This window comes from Parabacteroides merdae ATCC 43184 (genome assembly GCF_025151215.1).
In the GTDB taxonomy this organism is placed as follows: domain Bacteria; phylum Bacteroidota; class Bacteroidia; order Bacteroidales; family Tannerellaceae; genus Parabacteroides; species Parabacteroides merdae.
This window is the reverse complement of the sequence record NZ_CP102286.1, coordinates 2,415,441-2,430,561: the sequence shown is the minus strand read 5'-3', so window position 1 is coordinate 2,430,561 and position 15,121 is coordinate 2,415,441. Positions and strand designations below refer to the sequence as shown.

Below are 15,121 nucleotides of genomic sequence, written 5' to 3'. Positions count from 1 at the left end.
GAAAATTAAATTCCGTTCCAAGAACAATGACCGTTTTTATAATTTTCAATTTTCAACTTTCAATTTCCATTACTCTTCTTCTGCAAACATCGGGTCCCAAGCCGGTAACCGTGTCGGTGTCTGTTTCAATACTTCCCGGACTTTGTCGGTGATGTATTTCTTGTTGACAACCAAGCGGAACATGTATTCGTTGAACCATTCGTCCGTCATGATCAGGTGGCCGTTGTTGGCACCCGGTCCCCAACTGTTTTCCACCATCCACTTTTTAGGTTGGCCGTTGGCATCCAAATCTACCGCCATCAGTGTCATGGCATGGGAAGAGCCGCTGGCGAATGTCTGGATGCGTTGTTTCTTGTCCATACCGAAAGTCGTGCCCATCAACGAGCCGTAGTCATAATAGTTGACATCGAGCACTCCGCGGTTGCGGTCGAAGAATTTGCCCACGTCGCAGGAGAAATACATCATGGTGCTGTCCTTGATGGAGGCGATCGCCATCTCTTTGATATCTTCTATCGGAAGGTTGACGTATGTCCAGTTCTTGCCGTCATAGGCATGGCGGTCAAAGTCGATCTCATATAGTTTATAGAAGTCGCGGCTCGGATCGTTCATCAGCATGACATAGTTGTTCTTCAAATCTTCGCCCACGAATTCCTGATAGAATGATTGCGGGGTGTATTCTTTTGTCTCGACCGGTTTTCCGCTTGCGTCTTTGCGTGTCCAGGTGAATTTCGTAGGAGGTTCTCCGAGGTTGAGGACCAGCATACGGTAGATTTCGCCCAGCATCTCGGTTTTGCGTTTTGCCAGCGCTTCCGGTTTCGAGCCTTTTGCGTCGCGTAGTTCCAATCCGTATTCTTTCAATTTCAGTCCGATCAGGTTGGACATACGGCTGGTATTGTCGCTGCTATAGGTTTCGACCATGACACCGGAAGGAACGATGCCGTATTTCATCAGGTTGTCGGATATGCCGGTGAATTGTCCGCCGTCTCCGATCGGATTCTTGAACAGCCATTCCACCATTTTGTCGTTGATCGGCTTTTCCCGTGTATCAATGATTCCTTGCAGGAAAAGGTTTGCTTTTTCAAGCTGGTCCCAGAAGAAGTTGTAGTTCTGCGAGAGTTCGAATTCCGGCAGGTTATACTTGGCGATGACCTGCGCACGAATAACATTCAATCCTGTAAACAACCAGCAACGGCCGGAGGATTTCTGGTTCGTGATCCCTTTACTGTTCACTTTGTTTGAAAAGTAGGTGTCGAAATTGTTTTTGCTGTCATTGTTGACTGCCAGTTTGTTGATGTCGTTGCCCGCGATTGCATTGTGAATGGCTTTGTCGGCCGGCGTTCCTTTGTAGGCTTGCTTGATTTCCTGCAACATTCCGGACGAGATGCCGCCCTCTGCCTGCTGTCCGTAAGCCGATAACGATAGCCCGAATGCAAGGGCTGTTATCCACAGATTGTTCTTTCTCATGATATAATTTGTTTAGTTTTTTAAGTGTTTTGTCACAAAAGTAGTTTAATTTCTTTATATGGAGGTTACTCGGTGGCTCATTTAGCTCCCTTGCCTGGTTCATGTTGGAACGAGGATGAATGATATAATTGTATATGTATTTGAATAATATTTACATTGTAATGAATAATATTTATTATTTATTGCATGTTTATAAATTATTGAATACTTTTGTTGTAAAGTAATCTTTTAGTCAAGTATAAACAAGAATAAGAAATAAATCTATGAATAACGAGATCAAAAGAAGACTCCCCTTGCAGTGCCCGGCTTGTGACGCGCCTTTGAAAGTGGGTCGGATGTTTTGTGGGCAATGCGATACGGAGGTGTGCGGTACATTTGAACAGCCTGTACTGGCAAAACTGACGGATAAGGAACAGCAGTTTGTAATCGACTTCATCAAATCCAGCGGAAGCCTGAAGGATATGGCGAAGAATATGGGAGTCAGTTACCCTACTGTCCGGAATGTATTAGACGATCTGATTGATAAACTAAATAAAATCGAATAGGTTATGAACAAACAACATCTTTATGGATTGATTAATCCTTTTGAACGGATTGCCGGTCTGGAAGCATTGCTTTGGGGACTGGCTGGAATGGTGGTATCGACAGCTCTTTCTTTTTATTCCGGCTGGCATTATCACGGGTTGCTGCATTTTGGTCCGGCTCCGAATCCGGCGTGGTGGTGTTATGCGGTGGAGCACCTTGCCGTCTGGCTGATTCCGGCTGTTATGTTTTATTTGGGAGGATTGCTGCTTTCCCGTTCACGCATACGGATGGTCGATGTGTTGGGAACGGTCGTTTTCGCACAATTGCCGTTGATCGTCATGAACCTTTTCAACTTCTTGCCGCCTATGCAGAAACTCGCACAGATAGATGTGAACATGCCTCCGGCAGAGATCATGCAACAGCCCGGATTCCTTGTCGGAATATGGCTGTCGCTGGTCTCTTTTGTCTTTTTGATCTGGGCACTGGTCTGGATGTTCCAGGCATTGAAAGTGTCCTGTAACCTGAAAGGCTACAGGTTGGGAATCCTCTACTGCGTGGGGATCTTCGGCGGAGACGTGTTTTGCCGCTATCTGATAAAATGGGTGTGCTATTGATGGAACAGCAGATTGCGCAGTCCGGCGATATCCTCTACGATATAGTCCGCCCCGGCTTGCGATAACTCTTCCCGGTCACCGTAACCGTAAAGCACACCGATCGAATCGAGCCTGTTCTCTTTGGCCCCGATGATGTCATGTTTGCGGTCGCCGATCATGACGACTGATAGATGATCCGTCAGGTTATTGCTTTCCAATACATGACGGATCACATCTCCTTTTGTATAGAAGGAACCGTCCAGGCCACTGCCCGCGACGAAAGTGAAGTAACGGGCGATATCGAAATAGTCCAGGATGCGTTTGGCGAAGACTGTCGGTTTGGATGTCGCCAGCATCAGGATGCGCCCTTGCCGGGTTGCCTCTTCTAAAAAGTCTTTCATGCCGTCATACAGTTTGTTCTCATAAATGCCGGTGTCGGCAAAACGTTCCCGGTACTTTTCTGTAGCCTCTTTGGCCTGTTCGTCTGTGAAATGATAGAAATCCCGGAACGAGTCCAGAAGAGGAGGACCGATAAAAGGACATAACTCGCGAAGGTCATTCACTTGTATGCCGAAATGATTCAATGCGTATTCGACGCATCGGGTGATGCCGATCATCGGATCTGTAATCGTCCCGTCCAGGTCCAGCAGGATGTATTTGTACTCTTTCATTTGCAATTGTATTGTTTATCCTGTCCCGTGATAGCGGGTCAGTGCTCTTCTTTATACCAGGATGAGTACATGTGATAGTTCTTGGCTATCTTCTGGTTGATCTCTTTTGCCTGTTCTGGGTCCACCTTCTTTACGAACTTGGCCGGTATGCCGGCGTAGATGCTTCCCGGCTCGACGATGGTCTTGCTCAGTACGACCGAACCGGCAGCGACGATCGCTCCTTCACCGATCACGGCATGGTCCAGTACGACCGAGCCCATCCCGATCAGGGCGCCGTTGCATATCTTTGCCCCGTGGATCGTGACGTTATGACCGACCGACACATCGTCGCCGATCTCAATCGTCGATTTTTCGTATAAGGTGTGCAGGACGGAACCATCCTGTATATTCACCCCGTTGCCGATCCGGATGGAGTTTACATCGCCTCGCAACACAGTCCCGAACCAGATACTGCAACCTTCGCCTATCTCTACATCGCCGATAATAGTGGCGTTGTCTGCTAAAAACGTGTCTTTACCTATTTGGGGAGTAAAGCCTCTTACTGATTTTATTAAAGCCATAACTTTTTAATTGACAATTAATAATTGACAATTGACAATTGACAATTTAAGAGAGAACGACAAACCTATTGTCAATTGTCAATCGTCTGTTGATTAAATTTCTGCCGTTTTTTCTTTTAACCAAGCCTTCTCTTCTTCAGTCAAATGCGGGCTTACCAAGTCGTATACCATCTGGTGGTATTTGTTCAGCCATGCATGCTCGCGTACAGAAAGCATGGACGGGATAACCAGCTTCGTATCGATGTAACATAACGTCAAAGTTTCGAAACCGAGGAACTTTCCGAATTCCGTTTCACTGTCTTCATGGATCAGGATCATATTCTCGGTACGGATGCCGTATTCGCCGGGGCGGTATATGGCCGGTTCGTCACTCATCACCATGCCCGGTTCCAGGATTACCGGGTTTTCTTCCATGCGGATGCTTTGCGGCCCTTCATGTACGTTCAAGCAATGGCCGATGCCGTGGCAGGTTCCGTGCAGATAGTTGATGCCGGCATCCCACAAAGCTTTACGGGCGAAGGCGTCGATCAAGCAGCCCCGTATGCCTGCGGGGAATTTGCATTTGGCAATTCCGATAGTGCCTTTCAGGGCGCGGGTAAAGTCCTTCTTCATTTGCTCGCTCGGCTCGTCGCAAAGGGCGATCGTACGGGTGATGTCGGTCGTTCCGTCCAAATACTGGGCTCCGGAGTCGAGCAGGTACAAACTGTCCGTTTTCAACTCCGTGTCCGTTTCGGGTGTGGGAGAATAGTGTACGACCGCTCCGTGAGGACCGTAGCTAGATATGCTGGCAAAGCTGTCCATGACATATTGGGGCTGTTCGGAGCGCAGAGCCGTCAACTTGGCAGCGGCACTCAGCTCCGTCACCTTTTCTCCGGCTTTAAGCATCTTTTCCAGCCAGAAGTAGAATTTGGTCATGGCGATGCCGTCTTTCAGGACGGCGTTGCGGAATCCTTTTATCTCTGTCTCGTTCTTGATGCTTTTCAGGTGATTGGCGGGCGAGGTTCCTTCTATCAGGATACTGCTTTTGGGCAGTGCATTGTAGATGGCTACGTTGGTTCGTTTGCTGTCGATGAACACCCGTGTCCGTTCCGGCAGTCGTGACAGGAAGGTTGCCAACATGCCGTAGTCGGCTAGTGTCACTCCTTCTTTCTTTAGATGTTCTGCTATTTCAGCGGGTATCTTCTTCGGATTCACGAACAGTACGCTTTCCTTCTCGGAAACGAATGCATAACTGATGACGACCGGATTATAGGCAACGTCCGTACCCCTGATATTGAAGGTCCAGGCCACTTCGTCCAATGCGGAGAGAATGGTGCAGTCGGCTCCTGCCTTGTGTAGCATCTTGTTGATATCTATCAGTTTGTCTTCTGTTGATTTTCCGCTGAGTTCGATCGGCATTTCAAACATCGGAGCTTCAGGGATGGCGGGACGTTCTTTCCAGATCGGATCGATCAGCGAAGCGTTTGTATTCAGTTTGATCTCTTTTTCCGCTAATGCCTTTTCCAGTGAGCGGGCATCTGCCAGGCTGTATGTCTCGCCGTTCAGGCCGACTGTCTGTCCCTCTTTCAGTTCGTGTGTCAGGAACTCCGGGATTGTCGGGGTTTCGGGTAACATCATTTTGAAAAGTTCGATACCTGTCCCTTCCAGTTGGGTGGAGGCTTGCAGGAAATATCGGGAGTCGGTCCAAAGCCCGGCTTTATCGGCTGTGATTATAACTGTTCCGGCCGAACCTGTGAATCCGGAAATCCATTCACGGTATTTCCAGCAGTCGGCAGGATATTCACTCATGTGAGGGTCGGAAGTCGGAATAATATAAGCATCGATTTTATGCTGTTTCATTGCTTCCCTTAGGGCGGCAATACGTTCAGGAATGTTTGTTTTCATCGCATTTTGTTTTATGTCAACATTACTATTGGCAAAGTTATTAAATTTCTTCTCTTTCTATGTCCTTGGAATAAAAAAATCAAATCTACTCATATTTCTGCTTTATAAGTTATCTGTATTCAGATTGCAATAAAGGAAGATGACTAGTATAATTTCTGAAATATCTGTACCTTTGCGAGAAAACCTTTTTAATAATAATATTAGGAAAAGCTAAAAGTTAGTATATGAAAAATATAATGTTATCGCTTATGACTGCAATGGTTATGACTGCCTGTACGGGGCAGAAGGCTGAGAAGGTGGAAGCTACTCAGGATAATTTCAATTATGTCGTGGATCAGTTTGCTGATCTTCAGATATTGCGTTATCAGGTTCCGGGATTTGAATCCTTTTCTTTGAAGCAGAAACAATTATTATATCATTTGTCGGAAGCTGCCCTGATGGGCCGGGATATTTTGTTCGACCAGAACTGTCGTTATAATCTGCCGATCCGCCGTGCGCTGGAGGCTGTTTATACCGGCTATAAAGGAGATCGTACGGATCCGCAGTTTGTTGCTTTGGAAACTTATTTGAAACGGGTTTGGTTTGCCAACGGCATCCATCACCATTATGCGGAAGACAAATTTGTTCCCGGCTTTACGCCTGAGTTCTTCCGGACTTGTATCTCGCAGATCGGTTCTTCCGCACTTCCGCTACGTGAAGGGCAGACGGTGGAACAGTTTGTCGCCGAGATCAGTCCCGTGATCTTTGATCCGGCTGTGATGGCGAAGCGTACGGTGCAGAGTGGCGATGTCGACCTGATCCGGGCTTCGGCCAACAATTATTATGGCGAAGGAGTTACCCAGGTAGAAGTTGAGGATTTCTATGCCCGGATGAAAGCTGGGAAAGACACGATTTCTCCGATCTCTTACGGCTTGAACAGCCGTTTGGTAAAAGAGAACGGCAAGTTGGTCGAAAAAGTGTGGAAGGTAGGCGGCCTCTATTCGCCGGCACTCGAAAAGATCGTGTCGGAATTGCAGAAAGCCGTGGCTTTTGCCGAGAACGATGCGCAAAAGTCAATCATCGGGAAACTGATCGAATATTATCAGACCGGCGACTTGAAAATCTTCGATGCCTATTCGATCCTATGGGTGGAAGATACGGCATCGGATGTTGACTTTGTGAACGGCTTTATCGAAACATACGGAGATCCGTTAGGAATGAAAGCCAGCTGGGAGTCGACCGTGAACTTTATCAATAAGGAGGCAACGAAGCGAACAAAAGTGATCAGCGATAATGCGCAGTGGTTCGAAGATCATTCTCCTGTAGATAAACGGTTTAAGAAAGAAAAAGTAAAAGGAGTCAGTGCCAAAGTAATTACGGTTTCCATGTTGGGAGGTGATTGCTATCCGGCAACTCCGATTGGCATCAACTTGCCGAATGCCGACTGGATTCGCCGCGATCATGGTTCGAAATCCGTTACGATCGAGAATATCACTGAGGCATATGACAAAGCTTCTCAGGGAAATGGTTTCAATGATGAATTTGTCTGGAGCGATAAGGAGCGCGAAGGATTGAAGAAATACGGATTCATCACCAACAATCTGCATACCGATTTGCATGAATGCTTGGGACATGGTTCCGGTAAATTGCTTCCCGATACCGATCCGGATGCTTTGAAGGCCTACAGTTCGACTTTGGAAGAGGCGCGTGCCGATCTTTTCGGTTTGTACTATCTCGGAGATGCCAAGCTGGTGGAACTCGGACTTGTGCCGGATGCAGAGGCTTATAAGGCTGAATACTATAAATATATAATGAATGGCCTGATGACACAGCTGGTCCGGATCGAGCAAGGCAAGAATGTTGAAGAAGCCCATATGCGCAACCGTCAGCTGATTGCCAAATGGGTATATGAAAAAGGAAAGGCTGATAACGTGATTGAACTGAAACAGCGGGATGGCAAGACATACGTGGTGGTCAATGACTATGCCAAGCTGCGTGAACTGTTCGGAACTTTGTTGGCGGAAGTGCAGCGTATCAAGAGTGAAGGTGATTTTTCCGCCGGAAAGAAACTGGTGGAAGAGTATGCCGTAAAGGTCGACCCAGCTCTTCATGCCGAAGTGCTCGAACGCTATGCCAAATTGAACCTGGCTCCGTATAAGGGATTCGTGAATCCGGTGATGAAGGAAGTCAAGAACGATAAGGGAGATGTAACGGATATTGTGCTGGATTATACCGAAGGGTATACCGATCAGATGCTTCGTTACAGCAAGGAGTATTCGTTTTTACCTTCCTATAATGAATAATAAAGCGTATGTTACAGAATGAATTAAAAGAAATACGGACCCAGCTTCGCCTGGCGATGAATGGAGTGATCTCTACCAGCATGCGCGAGAAGGGTATTGTCTATAAGCTGAATTTCGGTGTTCCTTTGCCTGAAATCAAGCAGATTGCCACTACACATAAACCGGACTCTGAGCTGGCCGCTGCTTTGTGGAAAGAAGACATCCGTGAATTCAAGATATTGGCTTCTTTCTTGCAGCCGGTAGACGAGTTCTCGTCCCAAGAGGCGAAGCAATGGGTGAAAGAAATCCCTTATTTGGAAATTGCAGAGCAGTGCAGCCACAATTTGTTTTATAAGTTGCCGGATGTGGAGGATTTGCTGCTCGGGTTGATTTTTAATGTGGAAGACGAATATGCACGTACGGTGGCTTATCTAGTCTGGGCCGAACTGTTTAAGGAAGGAAAGGATTTGATAGCACCGGTGAGGACCGCATTTGTCGCGGAATGTATGCGGACGCTTGCCCAGACTGATTTCGAGGCGTCCTTCAAAGAAAAGCAGGCTGCGGTGAAAGCCATGAAATTTTATGGAAGACAGTCGGCTGAACGGGCGCAGCAAATGTTGGGCGGGTTCGATGATTTTCCTGAATTCATGCAGACGCCCGAAGGGCAGGAAATATATAATGATTTAAAATTTGAATTTGAATATTGCCGTTAAGGCTTTGCGTTTAAAATAAATGCGCTAACTTTGTCGGTCGCGTGGAGTCGCAACTTGAAGATGGATGCAAAAAAGTACACAGAGATGCAAGACCTGTTCACCAGATATCTTGCCGAGAAAAAACTACGAAAGACGGAGGAACGCTATGCCATATTGGAGTGTATATGCAGTTTCCCCGGTCATTTTGATATGTGTTTGCTTCATCAGAAACTGGAGGAAATGAATTTTCATGTCAGTCGGGCTACTGTTTATAACACGGTCGACGTTTTGGTAGACAGCGGCTTAATTGTGCGCCATCAGCTGACGGCCCAGGCTGTACAGTATGAATTACGGATGCTGGCGGAGACACACTTGCATCTGATCTGTATGAAATGCGGGGCAATCAGAGAGCTGAAGGATGCAACACTAAAGAAAGATGTCGGAGCGTTGAAGATATCGCGTTTCACTCCGGAATATCATGCGCTTTACATTTATGGCTTATGTAGCAAATGTAAGTACCGGCTTCAGCGGAAGAAGTAAGAATATTAACATCTATATAATATATAAACGATGAAAGTTGACGTTCTATTAGGATTGCAGTGGGGTGACGAAGGCAAAGGAAAAGTTGTCGACGTTTTGACTCCGAATTACGATGTGATAACTCGTTTTCAGGGAGGTCCCAATGCTGGACATACTTTGGAATTTAACGGTGAAAAGTATGTATTACGTTCCATCCCTTCTGGTATTTTCCAAGGGGGTAAGGTAAACGTTATCGGTAACGGTGTCGTACTGGATCCGTTGTTGTTCCAACAGGAAGCGGAAGCGCTTGCTGCCAGCGGGCACGACCTGACCAAACAACTGTGTATCTCTAAGAAAGCTCATTTGATCTTGCCTACTCACCGTATATTGGATGCTGCTTACGAAGCTGCGAAAGGGTCAGGCAAAATCGGTACGACCGGTAAAGGTATCGGTCCGACTTATACGGATAAGATCAGCCGTAACGGTCTGCGCGTAGGCGACCTGTTGCATAATTTCGATGAAAAGTATGCAGCTGCAAAAGCAAGACATGAAGCGATTCTGCGTTCTCTGAATTATGAATATGATATTACTGAATTGGAGGCACAGTGGTTCAAGGCTTTGGATTATTTGAAACAGTTTCGTTTGATCGACAGCGAACATGTGATTAATAACTATTTGAAAGAAGGTAAGTCTGTTTTGGCCGAAGGTGCACAGGGCACGATGCTGGATATTGATTTCGGTTCTTATCCGTTTGTGACTTCTTCCAATACGATTTGTGCAGGTTGCTGTACAGGTTTGGGGGTTTCCCCGCGTAACATCGGTGAAGTGTATGGTATCTTCAAAGCTTATTGTACACGTGTCGGTAGCGGTCCGTTTCCGACAGAACTGTTTGATGAAACAGGTAGCAAGATCCGTCAGATCGGACATGAATATGGTGCTGTAACTGGGCGCGAACGCCGTTGTGGCTGGATTGACTTGGTTGCGCTGAAATATGCGATCATGATCAACGGTGTGACGAAACTGATCATGATGAAGAGCGATGTGCTGGATGGCTTCGAAACAGTAAAGGCTTGCATTGCTTATAAAGTCAATGGCGAAGAAACAACAGAGTTTCCGTTTGAAATCAATGAAGGCATCGAACCCGTATATGTGGAAATGCCGGGTTGGAATGTCGATATGACGAAAATGCAAAGTGAAGACGAATTTCCCGAAGAGTTCAATGCTTACATCTCTTTCTTGGAAGAAGAGCTGGAAGTTCCGATCAAGATTGTATCTGTCGGTCCTGACCGTGAGCAAACAATTGTCAGATATACCGAAGAATAAAACCTGAAAATAATACAAAATGGCAGAAGACCACATCCCGGAAGGATGATCTCCTGCCATTTTTATTTTTGGCAGACTTTTTGTCGTTTATGATTTAGTATAACTATTATAAATTAGAAAAATATGAGCATGTATTGGATTATATTTATCGGTTTTGCCCTTCTTAGCTGGTTGGTTTCTTCCAGACTCCAGAACAAGTTTGAAAAATATTCCAAGATTCCTATGCCGAATGGTATGACAGGAAAGGATGTGGCTGAAAAGATGTTGCATGATAACGGGATTTATGACGTAAAGGTGATTTCCACTCCCGGACATTTGACGGATCATTATAATCCGGCAAACCAGACCGTCAATCTGAGTGAATCGGTTTATTACAGTAACAGTATTGCTGCCGCAGCCGTTGCAGCTCATGAATGCGGACACGCTGTCCAGCATGCTACGGCTTATGCGCCTCTTCGGATGCGTTCGGCTTTGGTTCCGGTCGTCAGCTTTGCTTCCAACATTATGACATGGGTGCTGTTGGGTGGTATGCTGTTGATTAATACGTTTCCCCAGTTGATGCTGTTTGGTATTATTCTTTTTGCATCGACGACTTTATTCAGTTTCATTACACTACCGGTCGAGATCAATGCCAGCCAGCGGGCTTTGGTCTGGTTGAGCAATGCCGGCATCACAAATGTCTATACGCATGACAAGGCTGAAGATGCTTTGCGTTCTGCTGCTTACACGTATGTAGTGGCTGCCTTGGGTTCGCTTGCTACATTATTATATTATATCATGATTTTCCTGGGGGGAAGAAGCCGGGATTAAACAGGAAGCATTACCTTTGCAGCCTAAATAATATAAATTAGTGAATCATGCAAAAGCCGTCTATCCCTAAAGGAACAAGAGATTTTTCGCCAGAAGAAATGGCGAAGCGTAATTATATATTCAATACTATCCGCGAAGTATATCATCTGTACGGATTTCAGCAGATCGAAACGCCGGCTATGGAAAACCTGTCTACGCTGATGGGCAAGTATGGAGAAGAAGGCGATAAGTTGCTTTTCAAAATATTAAATTCCGGCGATTGCTTTTCCGGAATAACGGATGAAGAACTGTCGGAGCGCAATGCCGTAAGATTCGGAATGAAAGCTTGCGAGAAGGGTTTGCGTTATGACCTGACGGTTCCTTTTGCCCGTTATGTGGTACAGCACCGTAATGATATCGCTTTCCCATTCAAGCGTTACCAGATACAGCCGGTATGGCGTGCCGATCGTCCGCAGAAAGGTCGTTACCGTGAGTTTTACCAATGTGATGGAGATGTGGTAGGTTCCGATTCGTTGGTAAATGAAGTCGAGCTGATCCAGATTATGGATGAGGTATTCCGCCGTTTCGGAATCCGTGTCTGTATCAAGATGAACAACCGTAAGATTCTTTCCGGCATTGCCGAGATAATCGGTGAAGCCGATAAGATTGTCGATATTACGGTCGCTATAGATAAACTGGATAAGATCGGTCTGGATAATGTAAATGATGAATTGCGTTCTAAAGAATTGTCTGAAGGTGCGATAGCCCGTTTGCAGCCGATCATTATGCTGAAAGGTACGAATCGTGAAAAGCTGGCTGTTTTGAAAAAGGAACTGGCAGCATCGGAAATAGCGATGAAAGGTATTGCCGAGATGGAATTTATCCTGGACCGCATCGAGAAGTTAGAGCTGACAGCTGATTTGGAACTGGATCTGACGTTGGCACGCGGTCTGAACTACTATACGGGTGCTATCTTCGAAGTGAAAGCGTTGGATGTCCAGATCGGAAGTATCACGGGGGGCGGACGCTATGACAATTTGACCGGTGTGTTTGGTATGGACGGTATGTCAGGTGTCGGAATTTCCTTCGGTGCCGATCGTATTTTCGATGTTCTAAACCAGTTGGAACTTTATCCGGTTGATTCTTTGAAGACCACGCAACTGTTGTTCGTGAATTTCGGCGAGAAGGAAGAAAACTATTTGTTGCCTCTGATCTCGAAAGTGCGTGCTGCCGGTATCCGTACGGAGTTGTATCCTGAATCAGCCAAAATGAAGAAGCAGATGGGATATGCCGATACGAAAAAGATCCCGTTTGTGGCGATTGTCGGTGAAAACGAAATAAATGAAGGCAAGATCAATCTGAAAAACATGTTGACAGGCGAACAGTCTCTTGTCACATTAGAAGAACTGATCGAAAGATTCTAGCTGCAATTTCAATTTTGTGCCTTTAGGTACACCCGTTTCTACTATAAATAGACTGATAATTGAACTTCCCCATTCATTTTCTTGTTGTAATGGGGAAGTTTTTTTGTAACAGGATGGTCATCCTGTCAGATATATTTGCATTGTCTGTCTTTCTAAAATGCAAAATTGTCAGTCTTTTTCCTGACAACAGTTTTGGCACAGTATTCGCATAGACGTTTATGTGCGATAAGAAAGCACAAGATTAACGTAATATTATTAACAACTAAAAAATATACAACGATGAACATTAGACCATTAGCAGACAGAGTGCTGATTAAGCCTGCTGCAGCAGAAGAAAAGACACTTGGCGGAATCATTATTCCCGATTCAGCAAAAGAAAAACCTTTAAAAGGTGAAGTTGTCGCCGTAGGTAACGGAACAAAGGATGAAGAAATGGTTGTAAAGAATGGCGACACTGTACTGTACGGCAAGTATGCAGGTACGGAAATCGAACTGGACGGTGAAAAATATCTTATCATGCGTCAGTCTGATATTTTGGCTATTATCTAAACAATTGACAATTGATAGTGGATAATTGACAATTAAGAAATATTTATACATTTATATAAAACGATAGAAATCATGGCAAAAGAAATTAAATACGATATGGATGCCCGCGACCTTCTGAAGAAAGGTGTGGATGAATTGGCTAACGCAGTAAAAGTAACACTGGGTCCGAAGGGACGTAATGTGATCATCGAAAAGAAATTCGGTGCTCCGCACATTACAAAAGACGGTGTAACGGTAGCTAAAGAAGTTGAAGTTGCTTGCCCGTTTGAAAACATGGGTGCTCAGCTGGTTAAGGAAGTTGCTTCCAAGACTAACGACAATGCCGGTGACGGTACGACAACTGCAACAGTTCTGGCACAGTCTATTATCGGTGTCGGTCTGAAGAATGTAACGGCGGGTGCCAACCCTATGGACTTGAAACGTGGTATCGACAAAGCGGTGGCTAAAGTCGTAGAAAGCATCGCTGCCCAGTCTGAAGCTGTTGGTGACCAGTTCGAAAAGATCGAGCATGTTGCCAAGATTTCTGCTAACGGTGACGAAGCTATCGGTAAACTGATCGCTGAAGCTATGCAGAGAGTAAAAACTGAAGGTGTTATCACTGTAGAAGAAGCTAAAGGCACGGAAACAACAGTAGACGTGGTAGAAGGTATGCAGTTCGACCGTGGTTATATCTCTCCGTATTTCGTAACCAACACGGAAAAGATGGAATGCGAGATGGAAAATCCGTATATCCTGATCTACGACAAGAAGATCTCTGTATTGAAAGACTTGCTGCCTATTCTTGAACCGGCAGTTCAGAGCGGTCGTCCTTTGTTGATCATCGCTGAAGATATCGATAGCGAAGCATTGGCAACTTTGGTTGTAAACCGTCTGCGTGGTTCTTTGAAGATCTGTGCTGTCAAGGCTCCGGGCTTCGGCGACCGTCGTAAAGCTATGCTGGAAGATATCGCTGTCCTGACAGGTGGCGTTGTGATCTCCGAAGAAAAAGGCTTAAAGCTGGAAGGTGCTACTATGGATATGCTGGGTACGGCTGAAAAGGTTACGGTAGACAAAGACACGACTACTATCGTAAACGGAGCAGGCGATAAGGATGCTATCCAGGCTCGTATCGGCCAGATCAAGACTCAGATCGAAAATACGACTTCCGACTACGATAAAGAAAAACTGCAGGAACGTCTGGCTAAGATGGCCGGTGGTGTTGCCGTATTGTATGTAGGTGCTCCTTCTGAAGTTGAAATGAAAGAAAAGAAAGACCGTGTTGACGATGCCCTGCATGCAACTCGCGCCGCTATCGAAGAAGGTACGGTTCCTGGTGGTGGTGTTGCTTATATCCGTGCTATCGAAGCACTGGAAGGTCTGAAGGGTGAAAACGAAGACGAAACAACCGGTATCGAAATCGTTAAACGTGCTATTGAAGAACCGTTGCGCCAGATCGTTGCTAACGCAGGTAAAGAAGGTGCGGTAGTTGTTCAGAAAGTAAAAGAAGGTAAGGGTGACTTCGGTTACAATGCCCGTACAGACAAGTATGAAAACTTGTGTGCAGCCGGTGTAATCGACCCTGCTAAGGTAACACGTGTAGCTTTGGAAAATGCCGCTTCTATTGCTGGTATGTTCCTGACTACGGAATGTGTGATCGCTGAAAAGAAAGAAGAAGCTCCGGCAGCTCCTGCCATGAACCCGGGTATGGGTGGCATGGGCGGTATGATGTAATTCTTCCCATAAGCATAAAATCTGAAACGGCTGCTTCCCGAAAGGGAGGTGGCCGTTTTTTTATTTAAAAAGTATGGTTACAGTTTGGCAGTTTCAAAAAAGTTGCTACCTTTGCAACCGCAATCAAGAGAGATTGCTTCACTGAAAAGTGCTGAAT

The 15,121-nt window shown here is 45.8% G+C and carries 14 protein-coding genes; 10 read left to right on the top strand and 4 right to left on the bottom strand.

Annotated elements, in window-relative coordinates:
- Positions 1-69 precede the first annotated feature (69 nt).
- Complete coding sequence (locus NQ542_RS10085) at positions 70-1,464, bottom strand: C1 family peptidase (RefSeq protein ID WP_005636709.1); 1,395 nt, start codon at positions 1,462-1,464, stop codon at positions 70-72.
- Between the two features lie 263 nt (positions 1,465-1,727).
- Here NQ542_RS10085 and NQ542_RS10080 point away from each other — a divergent pair, with 263 nt between their 5' ends.
- Both NQ542_RS10080 and NQ542_RS10075 read left to right on the top strand, forming a co-directional pair.
- Entirely contained in the window at positions 1,728-2,009 is a 282-nt protein-coding gene (locus tag NQ542_RS10080) for a DUF2089 family protein (protein WP_005636707.1), read from the top strand.
- 3 nt (positions 2,010-2,012) lie between these two features.
- The gene (locus NQ542_RS10075; protein WP_005636705.1) at positions 2,013-2,603 is read left to right on the top strand and encodes a YIP1 family protein; all 591 of its coding nucleotides are present in this window, start codon (positions 2,013-2,015) and stop codon (positions 2,601-2,603) included.
- Here NQ542_RS10075 and NQ542_RS10070 read toward each other — a convergent pair.
- The 3 genes from NQ542_RS10070 to NQ542_RS10060 form a co-directional block, all read right to left on the bottom strand.
- Entirely contained in the window at positions 2,597-3,253 is a 657-nt protein-coding gene (locus NQ542_RS10070) for an HAD hydrolase-like protein (protein WP_005636703.1), read from the bottom strand. The two genes, NQ542_RS10075 and NQ542_RS10070, sit on opposite strands and share 7 nt — an antisense overlap.
- A gap of 38 nt (positions 3,254-3,291) precedes the next feature.
- Positions 3,292-3,813 carry a gamma carbonic anhydrase family protein gene (locus NQ542_RS10065; protein ID WP_005636701.1) on the bottom strand — a complete coding sequence of 174 codons (522 nt, stop codon included), beginning with the start codon at positions 3,811-3,813 and terminating at the stop codon, positions 3,292-3,294.
- Between the two features lie 93 nt (positions 3,814-3,906).
- A complete protein-coding gene (locus NQ542_RS10060; protein ID WP_005636699.1) occupies positions 3,907-5,697 on the bottom strand; it encodes an aminopeptidase P family protein in 1,791 nt (596 codons plus the stop codon).
- 224 nt (positions 5,698-5,921) lie between these two features.
- Between NQ542_RS10060 and NQ542_RS10055 the strand changes: the two genes are divergently transcribed.
- From NQ542_RS10055 to groL, 8 genes are all read left to right on the top strand, one after another.
- Positions 5,922-7,979: a dipeptidyl-peptidase 3 family protein gene (locus tag NQ542_RS10055; RefSeq protein ID WP_005636696.1), complete on the top strand. Its 2,058-nt coding sequence runs from the start codon at positions 5,922-5,924 to the stop codon at positions 7,977-7,979.
- 8 nt (positions 7,980-7,987) lie between these two features.
- On the top strand, positions 7,988-8,671 hold the full coding sequence (locus tag NQ542_RS10050) for a DNA alkylation repair protein (protein ID WP_005636694.1): 684 nt from the start codon (positions 7,988-7,990) through the stop codon (positions 8,669-8,671).
- 60 nt (positions 8,672-8,731) lie between these two features.
- A complete protein-coding gene (locus NQ542_RS10045; RefSeq protein WP_005636692.1) occupies positions 8,732-9,190 on the top strand; it encodes a Fur family transcriptional regulator in 459 nt (152 codons plus the stop codon).
- 30 nt (positions 9,191-9,220) lie between these two features.
- Entirely contained in the window at positions 9,221-10,492 is a 1,272-nt protein-coding gene (locus NQ542_RS10040) for an adenylosuccinate synthase (protein ID WP_005636690.1), read from the top strand.
- A gap of 123 nt (positions 10,493-10,615) precedes the next feature.
- Complete coding sequence (locus tag NQ542_RS10035) at positions 10,616-11,302, top strand: zinc metallopeptidase (protein ID WP_005636689.1); 687 nt, start codon at positions 10,616-10,618, stop codon at positions 11,300-11,302.
- Positions 11,303-11,349: 47 nt separating this feature from the next.
- On the top strand, positions 11,350-12,705 hold the full coding sequence (gene hisS, locus NQ542_RS10030; protein WP_005636687.1) for a histidine--tRNA ligase: 1,356 nt from the start codon (positions 11,350-11,352) through the stop codon (positions 12,703-12,705).
- Between the two features lie 279 nt (positions 12,706-12,984).
- The gene (locus NQ542_RS10025) at positions 12,985-13,254 is read left to right on the top strand and encodes a co-chaperone GroES (protein ID WP_005636683.1); all 270 of its coding nucleotides are present in this window, start codon (positions 12,985-12,987) and stop codon (positions 13,252-13,254) included.
- Positions 13,255-13,326: 72 nt separating this feature from the next.
- Entirely contained in the window at positions 13,327-14,964 is a 1,638-nt protein-coding gene (gene groL / locus NQ542_RS10020; protein ID WP_005636680.1) for a chaperonin GroEL, read from the top strand.
- The last annotated feature ends 157 nt before the right edge of the window (positions 14,965-15,121 follow it).

Excerpts from the sequence above, each read along its gene's own strand:
- NQ542_RS10085 (WP_005636709.1), bottom strand. The coding sequence starts at position 1,464 with ATGAGAAAGAACAATCTGTGGATAACAGCCCTTGCATTCGGGCTATCG.
- NQ542_RS10080 (WP_005636707.1), top strand. The coding sequence starts at position 1,728 with ATGAATAACGAGATCAAAAGAAGACTCCCCTTGCAGTGCCCGGCTTGT.
- NQ542_RS10075 (WP_005636705.1), top strand. The coding sequence starts at position 2,013 with ATGAACAAACAACATCTTTATGGATTGATTAATCCTTTTGAACGGATT.
- NQ542_RS10070 (WP_005636703.1), bottom strand. The coding sequence starts at position 3,253 with ATGAAAGAGTACAAATACATCCTGCTGGACCTGGACGGGACGATTACA.
- NQ542_RS10065 (WP_005636701.1), bottom strand. The coding sequence starts at position 3,813 with ATGGCTTTAATAAAATCAGTAAGAGGCTTTACTCCCCAAATAGGTAAA.
- NQ542_RS10060 (WP_005636699.1), bottom strand. The coding sequence starts at position 5,697 with ATGAAAACAAACATTCCTGAACGTATTGCCGCCCTAAGGGAAGCAATG.
- NQ542_RS10055 (WP_005636696.1), top strand. The coding sequence starts at position 5,922 with ATGAAAAATATAATGTTATCGCTTATGACTGCAATGGTTATGACTGCC.
- NQ542_RS10050 (WP_005636694.1), top strand. The coding sequence starts at position 7,988 with ATGTTACAGAATGAATTAAAAGAAATACGGACCCAGCTTCGCCTGGCG.
- NQ542_RS10045 (WP_005636692.1), top strand. The coding sequence starts at position 8,732 with ATGGATGCAAAAAAGTACACAGAGATGCAAGACCTGTTCACCAGATAT.
- NQ542_RS10040 (WP_005636690.1), top strand. The coding sequence starts at position 9,221 with ATGAAAGTTGACGTTCTATTAGGATTGCAGTGGGGTGACGAAGGCAAA.
- NQ542_RS10035 (WP_005636689.1), top strand. The coding sequence starts at position 10,616 with ATGAGCATGTATTGGATTATATTTATCGGTTTTGCCCTTCTTAGCTGG.
- hisS (WP_005636687.1), top strand. The coding sequence starts at position 11,350 with ATGCAAAAGCCGTCTATCCCTAAAGGAACAAGAGATTTTTCGCCAGAA.
- NQ542_RS10025 (WP_005636683.1), top strand. The coding sequence starts at position 12,985 with ATGAACATTAGACCATTAGCAGACAGAGTGCTGATTAAGCCTGCTGCA.
- groL (WP_005636680.1), top strand. The coding sequence starts at position 13,327 with ATGGCAAAAGAAATTAAATACGATATGGATGCCCGCGACCTTCTGAAG.